Here is a 17,604-nt window from a genome sequence, read left to right as displayed (position 1 = left end):
GCGCACCCGTCCCTCAGTTGAGGGGACGGGTGCCCTCGGGGAGCCCGCGTCCGTCGTGGACGCCCTCGACGAGCTGCTGCAGCGCGGTGAGCGCCACCCGCTGCGACCACGGCCCGTACGAGACGCGGGCGACCCCGAGCTGCTCGAGCTCGGCCAGCGGCAACGTGCCGGGGATGCCGATGAGCGTCAGGCGCTGCGGGCCGAAGGCCTCGACGAGCGCCTCGACGTGCGCGCGCTCGCTGGCGCGGGGGACGAAGACCAGCGGGGCGCCGGCCTCGAGGTAGGCCCGCCCGCGCTCGATGGCCACGTCGAGGCACTCCTGCGGGCTGCGGCCCTCGGCCTTGACGAACGCGTCGGTGCGGGCGTTGAGGCAGAAGTCCGGGACGCCGGCGTCGCGGGCGGCCCCCATCGCGGCCTCGACGGCCCGGACGGAGTCGGCGAGCGGGCGCATCCCGTCCTCGAGGTTGGCCCCGACGACGCCGAGGTCGACGGCCCGGCGGACGGTGCCGGCCGGGTCGCCGTAGCCGGACTCCAGGTCGGCCGTGACGGGCAGGTCGGTGGCGCGGACGATGCGCTCGACCGCGGCGAGCATCTCGTCGACCGGGATGTTCTCGCCGTCCTCGTAGCCGAGCATCGCGGCGATCGAGTGCGAGGCGGTCGCGACGGCCCGCGTACCCGGCACACCGGCGACGACGGTGGTCGAGACGACGTCCCAGACGTTGACGACGGTGAGCAGCTCCGGGGCGCGGTGCAGCTCGAGCAGGTGGGTGGCGCGGGCGGCGGTGTCGGTCACCGGCTCATCCTCACCCGCCGCACAGCCTTCGACAACCCGTCGGGACCCGGGAAGAGGGTCCGCGCCGCGGGTGTTGCGCCGGTGACCGGGAGCACCCGGGCAGCAGACCACGCGAAGGAGCGGACATGAAGGCCATCTGGAACGGGACCGTCGTCGCCGAGAGCGACGACACCGTCGTCGTCGAGGGCAACCACTACTTCCCCGCCGAGTCCGTGCGCGAGGAGCTGCTGCGCCCCTCCGCCACGACGACGGTCTGCCCGTGGAAGGGCACGGCGAGCTACCGGAGCATCGAGGTCGACGGCACGGTCAACGCCGACGCCGCCTGGTACTACCCCGAGCCGAAGGACGCCGCCCGCGAGATCACCGGCCGCTACGCCTTCTGGAAGGGCGTCGAGGTCACCGCCTGAGCGGCCCGGACCGAGACCTAGAGTGATGACGGCCCGACCGGGCCGCGGCCCGGGCTCGCCGGGCCACCCCGCCGCGCGGCGGGGCGACTGACGGGAGCCGGATGGACCTCGACCTCGGGATGCTCGTGCTGCGGCTCGCCCTCGGGCCCATGCTCGTCCTCCACGGTGCCAACAAGGTGTGGGGCGGTGGCGGTCTGTCGGGCACGGCCGGCTGGTTCGAGTCGCTCGGCCTGCGGCCGGGATGGCTGCACGCCCGCCTCGCCGCCGGCACGGAGATCGTCGCCGGCGTCCTCGTGACCCTCGGCCTGCTGACCGGTCTCGCGTCGATGGCGTTCGTCGGGCTGATGGCCGTCGCCGCCCTGACCGACCACCGGGGCAAGGGGTACTTCGTCTTCAAGGGCGGCTGGGAGTACGTGCTCCTCGTCGCGATGGCTGCCGTCGCGCTCGCGGTCGTCGGTCCCGGTGGCTGGTCCGTCGACGCCGCGGCGGGGCTGGACCTCGCCGGTGCGTGGTGGGGGCTGGCCGCGGCAGCCGGGGGCCTCCTCGCTGCCGGTGGGTTGCTCGCCGTCTTCCGCCGCCCGACCCCCGGTGGGGCCTGATGCCGGTCCGCACCGTCAGCGGCCCCGGGCCGTCCGTCTCCGACCTGCTCGCCGCGAAGGGGAGCACGACCGTCACGGTCGTCGTCCCCGCGCGCAACGAGGAGGCGACCGTCGGTGACGTCGTGGCGGGGGTGCGCCGCGCGTGGGTCGAGGGCGTCCCGCTCGTCGACGAGCTCGTCGTCATCGACTCCGACTCCACCGACCGCACGGCCGAGGTCGCTCGGGCCGCGGGGGCCACGGTGTTCGCGGCGGCCGACGTGCTGCCGCAGCTGGGGCACGCTCGCGGCAAGGGCGAGGCGCTGTGGAAGTCGTTGCACGTCACCGGTGGTGACGTGCTCGTGTTCCTCGACGCCGACCTCATCGAGTGGGGGACGCACTTCGTCACCGGGCTGCTCGGGCCGCTGCTCACCGACCCCGGTGTGGCCCTGGTCAAGGCGGTCTACGACCGGCCGCTGCTCGACGCCGACGGCCACGAGGCCGAGACCGGCGGCCGGGTCACCGAGCTCGTCGCCCGCCCGCTGCTGGCGTTGCACCACCCCGACCTCGCCGGCCTCGTGCAGCCGCTCGCCGGCGAGTGGGCCGTGCGCCGCAGCGCGTTCGAGCGCTTCTCGGTGCCGGTCGGCTACGGGGTCGAGATCGCCGCGCTCGTCGACACCGCCGCCCTGCTCGGGGCCGACGCCGTGGCGCAGGTCGACCTCGGCCGACGCACCCACCGGCACCACCGGCACGACACCCTGGGGCCGATGGCCGTCCAGGTGCTCGCGGCCGTCGAGTCACGCCTGCGCCGCGGGGTCGAGGCGGCCGCCGGCGTCACCGACGGGCGCGCGACGCTGACCCAGTACGAGCGCACGGCCGAGGGCTTCACGCCCCGGCCGCGCGCGGTCGACCTCGCGGAGCGGCCGCCGGCCGTCTCGGTCGAGGGCTACCCCACGAGGACGGAGACGGTGCGATGAGCGGGCCCGAGACGGGGCGTGGAGCGGTGCTGAGGCTGGGCCGGCACGAGTACCCGGCGACCGCCCGGCTCGTCATGGCCATCGTCAACCGCACGCCGGACTCGTTCTACGACAGGGGCGTCAGCTGGGCCGAGGACGCCGCCCTCGACCGCGTCCGGATGGTCGCCGACCAGGGCGCGGACATCGTCGACATCGGGGGCATCAAGGCGGCTCCCGGGGTCGAGATCGACGCCGCCGAGGAGAAGCGCCGGGTCGTCGGCTTCGTCGAGCGTGTGCGCGGCGAGTACCCCGACCTCGTCATCAGCGTCGACACGTGGCGCAGCGAGGTCGCGCGGGCCGTGTGCGAGGTCGGCGCGGACCTCATCAACGACGCCTGGGGTGGGGCGGACCCCGAGCTGCCCACCGTCGCAGCCGAGTTCGGGGCCGCGCTGGTGTGCACGCACACCGGCGGGGTGACGCCCCGCACGCGCCCGCACCGCATCGAGTACGACGACGTCGTGGCCGACGCCCGGTCCTCGCTGCTGCGGCAGGCCGAGCGCGCGGTGTCGATGGGCGTCGAGCGCGAGCGGGTGGTCATCGACCCGGCGCACGACTTCGGGAAGAACACGTGGCACTCGCTGGAGGTGACGCGGCGGCTCGACGAGCTGACGTCGCTCGGCTGGCCGGTGCTGGTCTCGTTGTCCAACAAGGACTTCGTCGGTGAGTCCCTCGACCTGCCCGTCGGCGAGCGTCTGACCGGCACGCTGGCCGCGACCGCGCTCTGCGCCTGGCTCGGGGCGCAGGTCTACCGCGTCCACGAGGTCGTCGAGACCCGCCAGGTGCTCGACATGGTGTCCGTCGTCGCCGGCGACCTGCGGCCGGCCCGCACCGTGAGGGGGCTCGCATGAGCCGCGCGCTCGTCGTCGTCCCCAGCGCACCGATGCTGCTGCCCGAGTACACCGGGCGCACCGACGCCGCTGCGGACCTGCGCGCCTGCGCGGTCGAGGCGCTCGGCTCGGCCGTCCCGGGTGGGGGTTCCGTCGTCCTCGTCGTCGCGACCGACCGCGAGCAGCGCGGCACCCGGGCGCCGCTCGGCGAGCGGGTCGGGCGCCACCTCGTGGAGCTGGCCGGGCTCGACGTGGCCGACGTCGTCGTCGTGCCCTGGGACGCGTCCGTCGCCGACTGCGTCGCGGCAGGGGAGTCCCTGGCGGCGACGCATCCCGACGCCTCCGTCGTCGTCGTCGCGGACGGCAGCGCGCGACGTGGCGAGAAGGCCCCCGGCCACCTCGACGAGCGCTCCTTCGCACTGGACGAGGCGCTCGTCGGGGCGCTGCGTGCAGCGGACGGCGAGGCGCTGCTCGCCCTCGACGCCGACCTCGCCGCCGACCTGCTCGTCCACGGCCGGGCGCCGCTCCAGGTCGCGGCGACCCTCCTCCGCCCGGCCGCCGACGGCTCCGCACCCGCGGGTGACGAGGGCTCCGGCGGGGCGCCGGCCACGGGGTCGGGGACCGCGCGGTGCGAGGCGCTGCACACGGAGGACCCGTCCGGCGTCCTCCACGTCGTCGCCCGCCTCACCCTCCCGTAGCCCTGCCACCCCTCCTCCTGCGCGCGAACGTGTGTGAACCCGCCGGGGATCCCCGGCGGGTTCACACACGTTCGCGGCTCGTGAGGGTCAGCGGACGGTGACCACCAGCGTCCCGACGACGTCGGAGCGGGTGTCGCCGGCGAGGACCGTCACCGTGTACCGGCCGGCCGCCGCCCACGCGTGCCGCCCGGTGAGGCCCACCGCGCCGTCCGACGACGTCGTGAGCGTCGCGTCCTCGGTCGCGCTGCCGTCGCCCCACTGGACGCGGGCCGTGTAGGCCTCGCCGGGCACGCCGCCCGACACGGTGCCGAGCTGCACCGTCGTCGCGCTGCCGCGGCGGGCGCTGACCGACCCCGCGGTGTCGAGGGCCACCGGCGCACCGTCGTCGGCCACAGCGAACACGTGCACCCGGCCGGCCGTCTGCGGGTCGCCGGTCTGCTCGGGCATCGTCACCGACTTCACGGTGCGACCGGACGGCACCTCGAGCGGCGCCGTGGCGAACAGCTTCAGGCGGCACGAGTCCGTCCCGGTGCCGTTCGTCCGGTAGGCGAGCTCGACGGCCACGGTGTTGCCGAACTTCGCGGAGCCGCACCAGTCGCCGTACTGCAGCGGGTACTCGACGCTCGACCCGTCGTCGAACGTCACCGTCGCCGTCGTGTCCTGGTCCTTCTGCGTCGCGGTGCCGATGAGCGACATCCGCGTCGCGCCGGGAGCCAGCGTGACGTCGAGGACCTGCCCGGCGCCCGTCGCGCTGTCGGGCTCACCCGCCGGGACGGCCGGCAGCGACCAACGCAGGTCGGTGCCCGGGACGGTCTGGAGGCGACCGGGGACGACCCCCTCGTCGGCGAGGGCCTGGCGGGCCAGGCCCGAGCGGCCGCCGTCGCACGGGACGGCGGTGCCGACGTCGCCGATGCACCGCAGGTCGAACCCGGCCGCGTACGAGGGCACGACGGCCTGGTGGACGGTGACGGCGGCCAGCCCGCTCGCGGACTCGCGGCCCGAGGTCACCGTGACCCGGGGCTGGTAGAACCCCGGCTCGCTCCACGTGTGCGACGCGGTGACCGTCGAGGTGCCCAGGTCGCCGACCCGGACCCGCCCCGGGGACGACGTGCCGTCGCCCCAGTCGACCGTCACGGTCGGCGTCGCGTCCTGCGGCCCACGGCCGCCGGCGAACGTCGCCACCGTGCCGGACCACTCACGGCCGACGGAGGTCTCGGCGGGGTCGCCCGCGGTGACCGACAGCGGACCCCGGGCGGCCTTCGACCCGTCGGTCAGGAGCTCGACCTCCGAGAGGTTGACGGCACCGTTCGCCGCCGTCACGACGAGCCGGTAGCTCGAGTACGTCCCGGGGTGGTCGACCTCGAACGGCCGGGTCTGCACCCGCCACGGGAAGGTCTCGCCGGAGCGCCGGTCGAGGGTCTTCCAGTGCCGGCCGTCCGTCGAGCCCTCGAGCCGCCAGGCCGTCGGGTCACCCTTCTCGGGGCCGGAGGTCAGCGTGTACCAGGTCGCCCGCTGGCCGAGGCCGGAGAGCGAGTACGACACCGTCGGACGACGGGTGGTGAACGTCGAGGACGTCCGCGACGTGTCGTCGAACAGGGCCTTGGCGGTGCTGCCCTCGGCGAGCCCGGTGGCCGAGGCGGAGCCCCGCCCGGAACCGGTGGCGTCGCGCAGCGGCTTCGGCGCGTCCGTGCCCTTCGTCAGCGCCGGCGGCAGGTCCTGCGGCCGCGAGCCGAACGAGGAGGGGCGGGTGCCCATCGCGAACCGGACGGTCGTCGGGCCCTTCAGCTGGGCCTGGTCGACCGACACGCTCGACTGGCGCTTCCCGTCCACGGTCACGCCCTGGACGTAGATGGCGCGCTCCGAGTTGCCGGGAGCCTCGACGACGAGGTCGCCCTGCGTGCGGTGGACGGTCGTCTTCGTGAACTTCGGTGAGCCGATGGCCCACTGGGACGACCCGACCTGCAGCGGGTAGATGCCGAGGGACGACAGCAGGTACCAGGCCGACATCTCGCCGTTGTCCTCGTCACCGGGGTAGCCCTGGCCGATCTCGCCGCCGACGTAGAGCCGACGCATGATCTCGCGGACCTTCTCGGCCGTCTTCCACTGCTGGCCGGTCCAGTCGTACATGTACGGGATGTGGTGCGAGACCTGGTTGCTCTGGCCGAGCATCCCCATCCGCACGTCGCGGGCCTCGAGCATCTCGTGGATGACCCCGCCGTAGCCGCCGGGCTTGGTCGCGGTCTCGGGCGTCGCGAAGAACTCGTCGAGCTTCTTCGCGAGACCGTCGCGGCCGCCGTAGAGGTTGGCCAGCCCGACCCCGTCCTGGGGGGCGTGGAAGGCGAAGTTCCAGCCGTTGGTCTCGGTGAAGTCACCGCCCCAGTCCTCGGGGTCGAAGGACGCCGCGTCCGGGAAGTCCCCGTCGGGTGCGCGCCCGCGGAAGAACCCGGTCTCGCGGTCGAAGCTGTTGACGTAGTGCGTCGCCCGCTCGAGGAAGTACGCCGACTCCTCGCGCAGCTGCGCCCGTCGGGCCTTCGGCGTCGCGCGGTCGGTGGCGAGCTTCTTCGCCATCTGCCCGATGCCGTAGTCGTTGACGAAGCCCTCGAGCCCCCACGACACCGACTCGTGCGTGGCGTTGCTCGTGTAGCCCTTGAACGTCGAGGTGTCGATGCCCTTGCGGCCCACCGCGCTCGAGGTCGGCAGCACCGTGGCGTTGCGCACGGCCGCGTCGTAGGCGGCCAGCGGGTCGGGCAGCTCCACGCCCTTGACGTAGGCGTCGGCGAACGCCACGTCGGAGCTCGTGCCGGTCATGAGGTCGGCGTAGCCCGGCGAGGACCAGCGCGCGACCCATCCACCGTCGCGGTACTGCTGGACGAAGCCGTCGGCGAGCTCGGCGGCGACCTCCGGGTAGAGGAGGCTGTAGGCGGGCCACACGGTGCGGTAGGTGTCCCAGAAGCCGTTGTTGACGTAGATCTTGCCCTTGACGACCTTCGCGTTCGTGCGGGTCGCGGTGGCCTCGCCGTCCTGCGGGGAGACCGGGCTCGCGTACATGTACTTCGGCGAGCGGGCCGTCCCGGTGTTCTCGAACTGGCTGTTGGGGTAGAGGTTGAGCCGGTAGAGGTTCGAGTAGAGGGTCGAGCGGTCGGTGGCGTTGGCGCCCTCGACCTCGACGACGCCGAGGCGGTCGTTCCACGCGGCGTTGGCGGCCTGGCGGACGCGGTCGAAGCCGAGCCCCGCGAGCTCGAGCGCGTGGTTGCGCCGCGCCTGGTCGAGCGAGATGAACGACGTCGCGAGCCGCAGCGTCACGGCGCGGCCGGCGCTCGTGTCGAAGGTCGCGTACCGGGTCCCCGCGTGCCCGTCCGGGGCCGTCCCCGCCTCGGTCGGCTTCTGCGAGAACGTGCCGTAGACGAACATCCGGCTCCGGCCGGCCGAGAGGCCGCTGCCGTTGTCGACCCAGCCGGTGACGGTGTTCGTCCCGGGCTTCACGGTGAACTCGCCGTCGTCGTCGACCGTGTCGAGGACGAGGTGCCCGGTCGTGGCGTCCTCGGGGAAGGTGAAGCGGAAGACGCCACCGTGGTCGGCGGGGGTCTGCTCGGCGACGGTGCCGTCCTCGAGGACCGCTCGGTAGTAGTCGGGGCGGGCGACCTCCGTCGCGTGGTCGAAGGCGAGGCCGCGCGCGTCGGCGTCACCGGTGGGGATGCCGGCCGCGGTCGAGGGCATGACCGACAGCTGGTTGCGGTCGCCCATCCACGGGCTGGGCTCGTGCGAGACCGCCAGGCCCTGCAGGACAGGGCGGTTCCGCTCGTCGTTCGCCGACTGGTAGTAGTACTGCCACGACTGCGACGTCGCGTCGGTCACCGGCGTGAGGAACGTGAACCCGTTGGGCAGCGCGCTGATCGGCAGGTTGTTGCCCCGCGAGAAGCTGCTCGAGGCGTTGGTCCCGCGGCGCACGTCGACGAAGTTCGTCAGGTCGCGCCCGTCGACGACGGCGGGGCGCCCCTCGATGGAGACGTCGTCCAGCCAGCCGCCGAACCGGGTCTGCGCGCTCGCGGTCGGGTTGTCGTAGCCGAGGAGGATCGCGTCGACCGTGCGCCCGGCGGCGACCTGCCCGAGCTCGACCGTGACGGCGTTCCACTGGTTGGCGTAGAGGATCTTGCCGCGGCCCTGGCCGCTCGGGCTCGCCTCGGTGCCGTGCGTGTCGGCGGCCCGCAGGTCGGAGAGGAAGGTGCCGTCGGTGAACCGCAGGTCGACCGACGTGTAGGTCGAGGGGTAGGTCAGGTCCCCGCTCACCATGTCGGGGAAGATCTTGTACGTGAGCCGGCTCGCGTGGCCGACCGGCACGTCGACGTCGAACAGCCGGTTCCACGCGTAGCCGCGGCCGGCCGCGGTGTGGCCGCCCGAGTAGCGCATCGCCGTGACGCCGGTCCAGCCGACGAGCGGCTTGATGTTGAAGCCGGAGATCGGGCCGGGGCCGGTGCGCGTCACCATCGGCGAGACGGTGCCCGGGCCGGTCGAGCCGTCGCTGATGTCCCAGTCGGCGAGCTGGACGAGGCCACCGGAGTGGTTGGCCGTCACGTCGAGCCGGTAGAAGCGGTACTCCGCCGGGGTGTCGACCTCGAAGTCGAGGGTGGCGAAGCGCTCCGGGAAGTCGAGGCCGGTGACGCGGTCGAGGTCGGTCCAGGTCGTCCCGTCGGCCGAGCCCTGGAGGGTGACGTCCTTCGGGTCGCGCTCGGGGGAGTCGTTGGCCGAGGTCATCGACCACTTGACGACGGTCGCCGGCCTCGCGAGCTCGTAGCGGACCCACGCGGCGGGCTCGAAGGCCAGCCACTTGGTGTCGGGGTTGGCGTCGGCCAAGCTGGCGGCCGCCTCGTTCGGGGTGTTCTCGGCGCTGGCCGTCACGTCGACGACCTGCCCGAGCAGGCTGCCGTCGGTCGAGGCCGTCCCCGTGACGTTCTGCTGGAGCGGTCCCTTCGGCCCCTGCTCGACGGTGGAGTCGGCCGGCTGCGGCTGGCCCTCCTCGAAGGAGGTCGAGAAGTCGCCCGGGGCCGGCGCGGCGGCGCTCGGCACCACCGCTCCCGACACCGTGGCGGCCGCGACCGCGAGGACGGTGGCCCCCGCGCGGAACCTCGTCATGACACCCATGGGTCCTCCGTGCTCGCCCGTGGCGGGCGTCGTGCCGGCTGTCCCGGGCGGCGACGACGCGGCAGGTGAGGCCGTCGAGGGGGCGTCGCTGCCCACCGGTGCGGCGAGCCTCCGTGGCCGCCGGGGTGGCGGCAACCCGGGCCGCGGGCTTGTCCGGTCAGGACATCGGACCGGACAACGGACGCGCGCGTGGGGCGGCCCGTCCGCTCGCCGCGCCGGTCGTGGCGGGGTGTGGTGTCATGACGCGGTGACAGCGATGTCGGCCAACCGGACACCGGGGCGCCCCACGATGGCCGAGGTGGCCGCCGAGGCGCACGTGTCGGTCAAGACGGTCTCGCGGGTCGTCAACCACCAGTCCGGCGTGCGCCCGGACACCGCCGAGCGCGTGCGGGAGGTCATCCGCCGCACCGGGTTCCGTCGCGCGGGCGGGCTGACGACCGTCCGCGAGGGGCGCACCTTCACGATCGGTCTCGCGGTCGAGGAGCTCGCGAACCCCTTCTACTCGCAGATCGCCGCCGGGGTCGAGCGCGAGGCCCGGATGCACCAGTACCACCTGATCACCGCCTCGGCCGAGAACTCCCCGAACCGCGAGCGGGCGGTCATCCGGGCGCTGCTGGCCCGCCGCGTCGACGGCATCGTCGTCGTGCCCGCCGGCGAGACACCGGTGGCCGACCCCGAGGCCGAGGGGGCCGGCGCGCCGATCGTCCACCTCGACCGCCCGGTCCGCGGCGCGAGCTGCGACACCGTCCTCAGCGACAACGTCGGCGGGATGCGCAGCGCCGTCGAGCACCTCGTCGCGCACGGCCACCGGCGCATCGGCTTCCTCGGCGACGACCCGGAGTTCTGGACCGCCCGCCAGCGTCGCGAGTCCTTCCTCGCGACCCACGGCTCGCTCGGGCTGCCGACCACGCCCCCGGTCGCGATGGGTCCGCACTCGGCGGAGTCGGTGCGAACGGCGCTGGGGGAGTGGGCGAGCGACCCGGAGCCGGTGACCGCGGTCATCACCGGCAACAACCGCGTCACCGTGCTGACCCTCGTCGCGCTGCGCGACCTCGGGCTCGACCTCTCGCTCGTCGCCTACGACGACTTCGAGCTGGCCGAGCTCGTCGACCCCCCGGTCACCGCGGTGCACCAGGACCCCACGGCGATGGGGGAGAAGGCGGCCCAGGTGCTCTTCGCGCGGCTGCTGGGGGACGAGTCGCCGCCGCGGACCATCGTCCTGCCGACGCGTCTCGTCGTCCGTGGCTCCGGCCGCCGCCGCTGACCCCTGCTGCACCCGCGAACGTGTGTGAAGAACGTCGGTATGCCGCCCCTCTTCACACAAGTTCGCGGGAGGGTCCGAGCCGTGATCAACTTGACGGTTGATCAACACTCTGGTTGAGTAGGTCTCATGGACGACGAGCTGGTGGACCGGGGCTTCGCGGCCCTCGCCGACCCCGTGCGGCGGGCGGTCGTCGCCCGGCTCAGCCGCGGGCCGGCCACGGTCGGCGAGCTCGCCGAGCCCTTCGGGATCAGCGTGCAGGCGGTCTCCAAGCACATCCAGGTCCTCGAGCACGCCGGCCTGGTCACCAAGGGCCGGGACGCCCAGCGGCGCCCGGTCCACCTCGAACCGGCCGCCCTCGAGCGCCTCACGGCGTGGCTCGACGGCTACCGGCTCGCCCACGAGCGCAGCTACCGCCGCCTCGACGCCCTGCTCGGGGAGCAGTGGCAGGACCTCACGAAGGAGTGAGCAGCATGGCCCACAGCCTCGACCTCGACATCCCGGCCGGCGTGCCGTGGATCGACTTCACCCGCACGTTCGACGCCCCCGTCTCCGCGCTCTTCGCGGCTCACGCCGACCCGGAGCTGGTCCGGCAGTGGCTCGGGCCGCACGGCTACGCGATGGACGTCCCGCACTGGGACTTCCGCGACGGCGGTGGCTACCGCTACGTCCACCGCTCACCGGGCGGCGGCGAGTACGGCTTCCGCGGCAGCTTCCACACGGTGCGCCCCGACGAGCTCGTCGTCCAGACCTTCGAGTTCGAGGGGATGCCCGACGAGGTCGCGCTGGAGCACCTCCGGTTCGAGGACCTCGGCGGCGGGCGCTCGCGGTTGCACGGCCGCAGCATCGGCTCGAGCGTCGAGGGGCGCGACGCGATGGTCGCCTCCGGCATGGAGTCGGGGATGACCGACGGCTACATCAAGCTCGACGCCCTGCTGGCGCGGGCCTGAGCGACGAGGAGCGCGCGATGGACTGGACCCTCGAGGTCGTCGTCGTCCCCGTGTCGGACCTCGACGCGTCGGTCGCCTTCTACCGCGACCGCGTCGGCTTCCACCTCGACCACGACACCGACGCCGGCTTCGGCCGGATCGCCCAGCTGACCCCGCGCGGGTCGGGCTGCTCGGTCGTCATGGGGACCATGCCGAACCTGCAGTCGATGCCGCCGGGCACGCAGCACGGTCTGCAGCTCGTCGTCGCGGACGCGCGGGCGGCCCACGCCGAGCTCGTCGGGCGCGGGGTCGAGTGCGACGACGTCGTCGTCCTCGACGCGCGCGACGGCGGGACGCTCTTCGGGTTCCGCGACCCGGACGGCAACGCCTGGACGGTGCAGGAGATCCGGGCCCGGGCGCAGCGCCCGCTCATCCCGCGGGCCGACGACGCCTGAGCCCGGCGGTCAGCGACCGGTGCGCCCGCCGTCGTCCGGGGCGTCCGACCCGTCCGGGGCGACTGCATCCGGTGCCACGGCCTCGTCGAGGCGGGTGCGCAGCCGGTCGCGCACCTCGTCCGGCGCGTAGGCGCGGCGGGTCCGCTCGTCCCGGGCGACGAGCACCCCGGTCGCGACGACACCGGCCGCTCCGGCGACCCCCAGCAGCTTCCACACGCGGTTGCGGTCCACGGCGCCACCCTAGCGAGCGCGGCCCGGCAGACTGGGCGCCATGGCGCACACCGGAACCCGCCCCGTCCCCGTCGACGAGGCCGTCGCGGCGTCCCGCACGGGGGACCTGTGGATCTTCCGCGGCGGCACGGTGGCCGACCGCGTCATCCAGGCCGCGAGCAACGCGCCGGTCAACCTCGTGGGGATGGCCCTCGTCCTCGACGACCTCCCCCCGCTGCTCTGGCACGCCGAGCTCGGCCGCTCGATGCGCGACCACTGGACCGGCGACCACCACCGCGGCGTCCAGCTGCACGACCTCGCCGAGGCCGTGACGACCTGGCAGGTCCGGTACGGCCAGCGGGCGTGGCTGCGCCAGCTCGAGCCCCGCGCCGGGCGGGCGGAGGAGGACGCCGCGCTGCGGACGGTGGCCCGGCTCGACGGCGTCTCGTTCCCCTCGACCGTGCGGCTCGGCTGGCGGTGGCTGAAGGGCCGTGACGCGCACCTGACCCGACGGGCGCGCGACGTCAAGGGCCTGCGCCCCGAGGACGCGTACTGCGCCGAGGTCGTCGCGGCGACCCTCGAGGACATGGGCGTCCTGCGGCCGGACGTGCCGACCAACTGGTACGACCCGGGCCGGTTCTGGAGCGGCGACACCCTGCCGCTGGCCGAGGGCTGGTCGTACGGGCTCGAGGTCGAGGTGGCCGCGGGCGACCGCTGAGCGATCCCTCGACCTCGGGGGTTCCCCACCCGTGCCCCCTGCCCCTACGGTGGCGCGCGGACGCACCGCCGCGTCCATCCCGACGGCAGGAGACACACGATGCGACGATCTCGCATGGTTGCGATGACGGGAGTCGTGGCGCTGGCCACGGCGACCCTGGGGGCGGTGACGGCGACGGCATCCGCGCAGCCGACCGCGGCCACGGCCTCGACGGCCCGCACGGCCTACGCCGTGCTCGCCGACGAGGGCACCGACGCGCGGGCGCTGGCCCAGCGCCTCGAGAAGGCCGGCGCCACGGTGACCGCGGTCAACACCGACATCGGCCTGGTCTCGGTCACCTCGACCCGCGGTGGGTTCGCCGCCGCCGCCCGGTCGATGCCCGGGGTCTCGGCCGCCGCGAAGGACGGGGTCATCGGGCGCACGCCGGACGCGGGCCAGGCCAAGGACCGCGTGACGCGTGAGCAGCAGGACACCACCGCGCGCAGCTCCGCCGCCCGCCACGGCCGGGGCGAGCACAAGCCGCCGAAGCCGCCGAAGGGCGCCAAGGCCGACCCCCTCGACTCCCTGCTCTGGGGCATGGACCTCATCAACGCCCCGCAGGCGCACCGCACCGAGCTGGGCGACAAGCGCGTCCGAGTCGGCGTGATGGACACCGGTGTCGACGGCTCGCACCCCGACCTCGCCGCGAACTTCGACCGCCGCCTCTCGCGCAACTTCACGACCGACATGCCCGACATCGACGGCCCGTGCGAGTACGCCGGCTGCGTCGACCCGGCCGACCACGACGACGACGGCCACGGCACCCACGTCGCCGGCACCATCGGCGCCGCGATGAACGGCCTCGGCGTCTCGGGCGTCGCCCCGAACGTCGACCTCGTCAACGTGCGCGCCGGCCAGGACAGCGGCTACTTCTTCCTGACTCCCACCGTCAAGGCGCTCACCTACGCGGGCGACGCCGGCCTCGACGTCGTCAACATGTCGTTCTACGTCGACCCGTGGGCCTACAACTGCGTCGGCGGCGCCCCGGAGGACAGCCCGGAGGAGGCGGCCGAGCAGGACCTCATCATCCGCTCGATGACGCGGGCGCTGAACTACGCGCACCGCAAGGGCGTCACGCTCGTCGCGGCCCTCGGCAACAACAACGAGGACATCTCGAACCCGCGCACCGACACCTCGAGCCCCGACTACCCCGGCGGCACGGAGCACCCGCGGACCATCGACAACGCGACCTGCCTCGACCTGCCCGTCGAGGGCCCGCACGTCCTCGGCGTCTCGTCGGTCGGCCCGTCGCAGCGCAAGGCCGACTACTCCAACTGGGCCACCGACCTGCGCTCGGGCGAGATCGAGGTCTCGGCGCCGGGCGGATGGTTCCGTGACGGCCTCGGCACCGACACCTACCGGACCAACGGCAACCTCATCCTCTCGACCGCTCCGCTCAACGTCATGCAGGCCGAGGGCCAGGTCGACGAGAACGGCGACATCACCCCGGCCGGCGAGGCCGTGGGCACGATGAAGGACTGCCGCGTCGTCAGGGGCCGCCAGGTGTGCGGGTACTACCAGTACCTCCAGGGCACCTCGATGGCCTCGCCGCACGCGGCGGGTGTCGCGGCGCTCGCGGTCTCGGCGCACGGGAAGTCGCAGCGGCACGGCGGCTTCGGCCTCGCGCCCGACACGGTGCGCGCCCTCGTCATGCGGTCGGCGCAGGACCACGCCTGCCCGGCCGGTGGCGTGCAGTCGTACACCGACGTGGGTCGCTCCGACCTCTACACCGCCACCTGCGTCGGCGGGAAGGGGTTCAACGGGTTCTACGGCGCCGGCATCGTCGACGCCGCCGGTGTGGTGGCGAAGGGCCACCACGGGCACGGTCACTGACCGGCCCCGCCTCACCGGACGCGCCGCCCGCCCCGCTCTCGCGGGACGGGCGGCGCGTTCGTGCGTCGCCACCGTGGCCCAGGCTCGCCGTGCCTCAATCGTCGAATGTGTCGATCGGTGCACGGGGCGGGGGTGCTGGCGTGCATCAATCGTCGAATGTGTCGATCGGTGCACACCGGCCGGGGAGCCGGCGTGCATCAATCGTCGAAAGTGTCGATCGATGTACACCGGCCGTGCCGGGGCTGGGCTGGGAGGGGTCAGGCGGCGAGGGCGTAGCCGAGCGCGGCGGCGCCGAGGCCGAGGACGAGCGAGAGCCCGAGGTTGGCCGCGGCGGCGACGGGACGCCGGTCGTCCAGCGCCTCCCACAGCTCGAGGGCCAGCGTCGAGAAGGTCGTCAGCGCACCGCAGAACCCGGTGCCGAGCAGGGCCAGGGTCGACCCGCCCACCGCGTCGCCGACGAGCACCCCGAGCACGAGCGACCCGACGACGTTGACGGCCAGCGTCCCGGCCGGGGGTGCCGCGCCGAGGCGCTCGCGGGCGTAGTGCGCGACGGTGAGCCGCAGCGGCGCCCCGACAGCGGCCCCGAGCGCGACGAGCAGCGCGTGGGCGGCGGTCACGGGCCCGGCCAGACGCGCCGGCCGCCGAGCATCCCGGCGCCGACGGCGAGCGTGCCGACGAGGAACGTCGCGACGACGTAGAGCAGGGCGAGCTGCGCGTGGTGCGTCGCCCCGAGCTGCACCGCGTCGACGGCCAGCGCCGAGAACGTCGTCCAGCCGCCGAGCACCCCGACCCCCACGAACGGGCGGGCCAGCCGGTGCACCCCGGGCCGGTCGACGAGGAACGCGACGAGCAGCCCCATCGCGAAGGCACCGGTCACGTTGACGACGAACGTCGCCCACGGGAAGGCGCCGACCGTGTGCGGCAGCGCGAGGCCGACCCCCCAGCGCCCGAGCGACCCCAGGACGCCGCCGGCCGCCACGACGCCGAGCATCGCTGCATCGGGAAGGGCTGCGGCAGAGGCCATCCGGTCAGGCACGCATCGCCGCGAGGTGCTCGGCGATGCGGCCGATCGCCTCGGTGAGCACTTCCTCGTCGGGGAGGGTCACGAGCCGGAAGTGGTCGGGCTCGAACCAGTTGAAGCCGGTGCCGTGCGTCACGAGGATCTTCTTGGCGCGCAGCAGGTCGATGACGAACGCCTCGTCGGACTCGATCGGGTAGACCTCGGGGTCCAGCCGCGGGAAGCAGTAGAGCGCGCCCTGCGGCTCGACGCACGACACCCCGGGGATCTCGTTGAGCAGCCGCCAGGCGAGCTTCGACTGCTCCCGGAAGCGTCCGCCCGGCCCGATGAGCTCCTCGACCGACTGGTACCCGCCGAGCGCGGTCTGGATGGCGTGCTGCGCCGGCACGTTGGCGCACATCCGCATGTTCGCGAGCAGCGTCAGCCCCTCGAGGAAGTCGGACGCGAGGTGCTTCGGGCCGGAGACCATGACCCAGCCGGCGCGGTAGCCGCAGACCCGGTAGGCCTTGGAGAGACCGCTGAAGGTCAGGCAGAGGACGTCCTCGCCGGCGAAGGACGCGGCGTGGTGGTGCACGGCGTCGTCGAAGAGGATCTTCTCGTAGATCTCGTCGGCCATGACGACGAGGTCGTGGCGCCGGGCGATGTCGACGAGCGCCCGGACCGTCTCCTCCGAGTACACGGCCCCCGTCGGGTTGTTCGGGTTGATGACGACGATCGCGTGCGTGTTCGGGGTGATCTTGGCCTCGATGTCCTCGAGGTCGGGGTTCCAGCCGTTCGACTCGTCGCAGCGGTAGTGCACCGGGGTGCCGCCGGACAGGGACACCGCGCCGGTCCACAGCGGGTAGTCCGGGGCGGGCACGAGGACCTCGTTGCCGTCGTCGACGAAGGCCTGCAGGACCATCGTGATGAGCTCGGAGACACCGTTGCCGATGTAGACGTCCTCGACGCCGGTGTCGCGCAGCCCGCGCGACTGGTAGTACTGCGCGACCGCGGTGCGTGCCGAGTAGATGCCCCGGGAGTCGGCGTAGCCCTGGCTCTCGGGGAGGTTGTGCACCATGTCGGCGACGATGGCCTCGGGTGCCTCGAAGCCGAACGGCGCGGTGTTGCCGATGTTCAGCTTGAGGATCTTGTGGCCCTCGGCCTCGAGGCGCTGGGCCTCGACGAGGATCGGGCCGCGCACGTCGTAGCGCACGTGCTGGAGCTTCTGGCTCTGGACGATCCGGCGCATGCGCGACAGTCTCGCAGGCCACACCCGTCCCACGCCCGGGTGTTTCGCGGGGTGTCGTCCACCGGATGCCCGCCGCTGGCGCCGTCGGGCAGACTCCTCGCCGTGGACGACGTGCTCGTGGAGCGGGTGCTGCGCGCGGTGGAGCAGGTGCCGCGCGGGTGCGTCGTGTCGTACGGCGACCTCGCCGCGCTCGTCGGCATCGGCCCGCGCCAGGTGGGCTCGATCATGAAGGTCTACGGCGGCAACGTGTCGTGGTGGCGGGTCACCAACAGCTACGGCGACCTGCCCGCGCCCCTGCTCGAGCGGGCCCGCGAGACGTGGGCCGAGGAGGGCATCCTCCTCAAGCGCAACGGTCTCGGGTGCGCCATCCGCGAGTACCGCGCCGACCTCGACGCGCTCGCCGACGCCTACGAGCGGGCCGTCGCCGACCTGCCCTGACCTGCCCCGGCCGACCGGGC

Annotated in this window: 18 protein-coding genes; 12 read left to right on the top strand and 6 right to left on the bottom strand. The window is 73.8% G+C overall.

The window, feature by feature from the left end:
- Positions 1 to 13: 13 nt before the first annotated feature.
- Positions 14 to 793 carry an isocitrate lyase/PEP mutase family protein gene (locus HL663_RS02065; protein ID WP_173026831.1) on the bottom strand — a complete coding sequence of 260 codons (780 nt, stop codon included), beginning with the start codon at positions 791 to 793 and terminating at the stop codon, positions 14 to 16.
- A gap of 125 nt (positions 794 to 918) precedes the next feature.
- Here HL663_RS02065 and HL663_RS02060 point away from each other — a divergent pair, with 125 nt between their 5' ends.
- The 5 genes from HL663_RS02060 to HL663_RS02040 all read left to right on the top strand — a co-directional run bounded on the left by HL663_RS02060 (position 919) and on the right by HL663_RS02040 (position 4,316).
- Complete coding sequence (locus HL663_RS02060) at positions 919 to 1,200, top strand: DUF427 domain-containing protein (RefSeq protein ID WP_173026830.1); 282 nt, start codon at positions 919 to 921, stop codon at positions 1,198 to 1,200.
- Between the two features lie 101 nt (positions 1,201 to 1,301).
- On the top strand, positions 1,302 to 1,799 hold the full coding sequence (locus HL663_RS02055; protein ID WP_173026829.1) for a DoxX family protein: 498 nt from the start codon (positions 1,302 to 1,304) through the stop codon (positions 1,797 to 1,799).
- Entirely contained in the window at positions 1,799 to 2,752 is a 954-nt protein-coding gene (locus HL663_RS02050) for a glucosyl-3-phosphoglycerate synthase (RefSeq protein WP_173026828.1), read from the top strand. The genes HL663_RS02055 and HL663_RS02050 overlap by 1 nt, the downstream gene beginning before the upstream one ends.
- The gene (gene folP, locus HL663_RS02045) at positions 2,749 to 3,639 is read left to right on the top strand and encodes a dihydropteroate synthase (RefSeq protein WP_216842651.1); all 891 of its coding nucleotides are present in this window, start codon (positions 2,749 to 2,751) and stop codon (positions 3,637 to 3,639) included. The genes HL663_RS02050 and folP overlap by 4 nt, the downstream gene beginning before the upstream one ends.
- Positions 3,636 to 4,316: a class III extradiol ring-cleavage dioxygenase family protein gene (locus tag HL663_RS02040; protein ID WP_173026827.1), complete on the top strand. Its 681-nt coding sequence runs from the start codon at positions 3,636 to 3,638 to the stop codon at positions 4,314 to 4,316. The genes folP and HL663_RS02040 overlap by 4 nt, the downstream gene beginning before the upstream one ends.
- 87 nt (positions 4,317 to 4,403) lie before the next feature.
- Here HL663_RS02040 and HL663_RS02035 read toward each other — a convergent pair whose 3' ends face one another.
- Complete coding sequence (locus tag HL663_RS02035; RefSeq protein WP_286175865.1) at positions 4,404 to 9,446, bottom strand: GH92 family glycosyl hydrolase; 5,043 nt, start codon at positions 9,444 to 9,446, stop codon at positions 4,404 to 4,406.
- Positions 9,447 to 9,711: 265 nt separating this feature from the next.
- On the opposite strand from HL663_RS02035, the gene HL663_RS02030 reads away from it, so the two are divergent.
- The 4 genes from HL663_RS02030 to HL663_RS02015 all read left to right on the top strand — a co-directional run bounded on the left by HL663_RS02030 (position 9,712) and on the right by HL663_RS02015 (position 12,100).
- The gene (locus HL663_RS02030) at positions 9,712 to 10,719 is read left to right on the top strand and encodes a LacI family DNA-binding transcriptional regulator (RefSeq protein ID WP_286176038.1); all 1,008 of its coding nucleotides are present in this window, start codon (positions 9,712 to 9,714) and stop codon (positions 10,717 to 10,719) included.
- A gap of 126 nt (positions 10,720 to 10,845) precedes the next feature.
- On the top strand, positions 10,846 to 11,184 hold the full coding sequence (locus tag HL663_RS02025; RefSeq protein ID WP_173026825.1) for an ArsR/SmtB family transcription factor: 339 nt from the start codon (positions 10,846 to 10,848) through the stop codon (positions 11,182 to 11,184).
- Positions 11,185 to 11,189: 5 nt separating this feature from the next.
- Positions 11,190 to 11,666, top strand: a complete 477-nt coding sequence (locus HL663_RS02020) for an SRPBCC family protein (protein WP_173026824.1) — start codon at positions 11,190 to 11,192, stop codon at positions 11,664 to 11,666.
- A gap of 17 nt (positions 11,667 to 11,683) precedes the next feature.
- Complete coding sequence (locus HL663_RS02015; protein ID WP_173026823.1) at positions 11,684 to 12,100, top strand: VOC family protein; 417 nt, start codon at positions 11,684 to 11,686, stop codon at positions 12,098 to 12,100.
- A gap of 9 nt (positions 12,101 to 12,109) precedes the next feature.
- On the opposite strand, the gene HL663_RS02010 is transcribed toward HL663_RS02015, so the two are convergent.
- Entirely contained in the window at positions 12,110 to 12,331 is a 222-nt protein-coding gene (locus HL663_RS02010) for a hypothetical protein (protein ID WP_216842650.1), read from the bottom strand.
- Between the two features lie 40 nt (positions 12,332 to 12,371).
- Here HL663_RS02010 and HL663_RS02005 point away from each other — a divergent pair, with 40 nt between their 5' ends.
- Positions 12,372 to 13,028 (top strand): hypothetical protein, encoded by a 657-nt coding sequence (locus HL663_RS02005; protein ID WP_173026822.1) that lies wholly within the window; start codon positions 12,372 to 12,374, stop codon positions 13,026 to 13,028.
- Between the two features lie 114 nt (positions 13,029 to 13,142).
- Entirely contained in the window at positions 13,143 to 14,900 is a 1,758-nt protein-coding gene (locus tag HL663_RS02000; protein WP_173026821.1) for a S8 family serine peptidase, read from the top strand.
- Between the two features lie 257 nt (positions 14,901 to 15,157).
- Here HL663_RS02000 and HL663_RS01995 read toward each other — a convergent pair whose 3' ends face one another.
- From HL663_RS01995 to HL663_RS01985, 3 genes are read right to left on the bottom strand one after another with little or no spacing between them, the layout of a single operon-like run.
- A complete protein-coding gene (locus tag HL663_RS01995) occupies positions 15,158 to 15,517 on the bottom strand; it encodes a fluoride efflux transporter FluC (RefSeq protein WP_173026820.1) in 360 nt (119 codons plus the stop codon).
- Positions 15,514 to 15,924 (bottom strand): fluoride efflux transporter FluC, encoded by a 411-nt coding sequence (locus HL663_RS01990; protein ID WP_173026819.1) that lies wholly within the window; start codon positions 15,922 to 15,924, stop codon positions 15,514 to 15,516. The genes HL663_RS01995 and HL663_RS01990 overlap by 4 nt, the downstream gene beginning before the upstream one ends.
- A 4-nt stretch (positions 15,925 to 15,928) precedes the next feature.
- Entirely contained in the window at positions 15,929 to 17,146 is a 1,218-nt protein-coding gene (locus HL663_RS01985) for a pyridoxal phosphate-dependent aminotransferase (protein ID WP_173026818.1), read from the bottom strand.
- A 102-nt stretch (positions 17,147 to 17,248) separates the two neighbouring features.
- On the opposite strand from HL663_RS01985, the gene HL663_RS01980 reads away from it, so the two are divergent.
- Positions 17,249 to 17,584, top strand: a complete 336-nt coding sequence (locus HL663_RS01980) for an MGMT family protein (RefSeq protein WP_173026817.1) — start codon at positions 17,249 to 17,251, stop codon at positions 17,582 to 17,584.
- Positions 17,585 to 17,604 lie beyond the last annotated feature (20 nt).

The organism is Arthrobacter sp. NEB 688 (genome assembly GCF_013201035.1).
In the GTDB taxonomy this organism is placed as follows: Bacteria; Actinomycetota; Actinomycetes; order Actinomycetales; family Dermatophilaceae; genus Phycicoccus.
The sequence above is the reverse complement of the archived record's forward strand: the minus strand, read 5'-3'. Positions and strand labels throughout refer to the sequence as shown.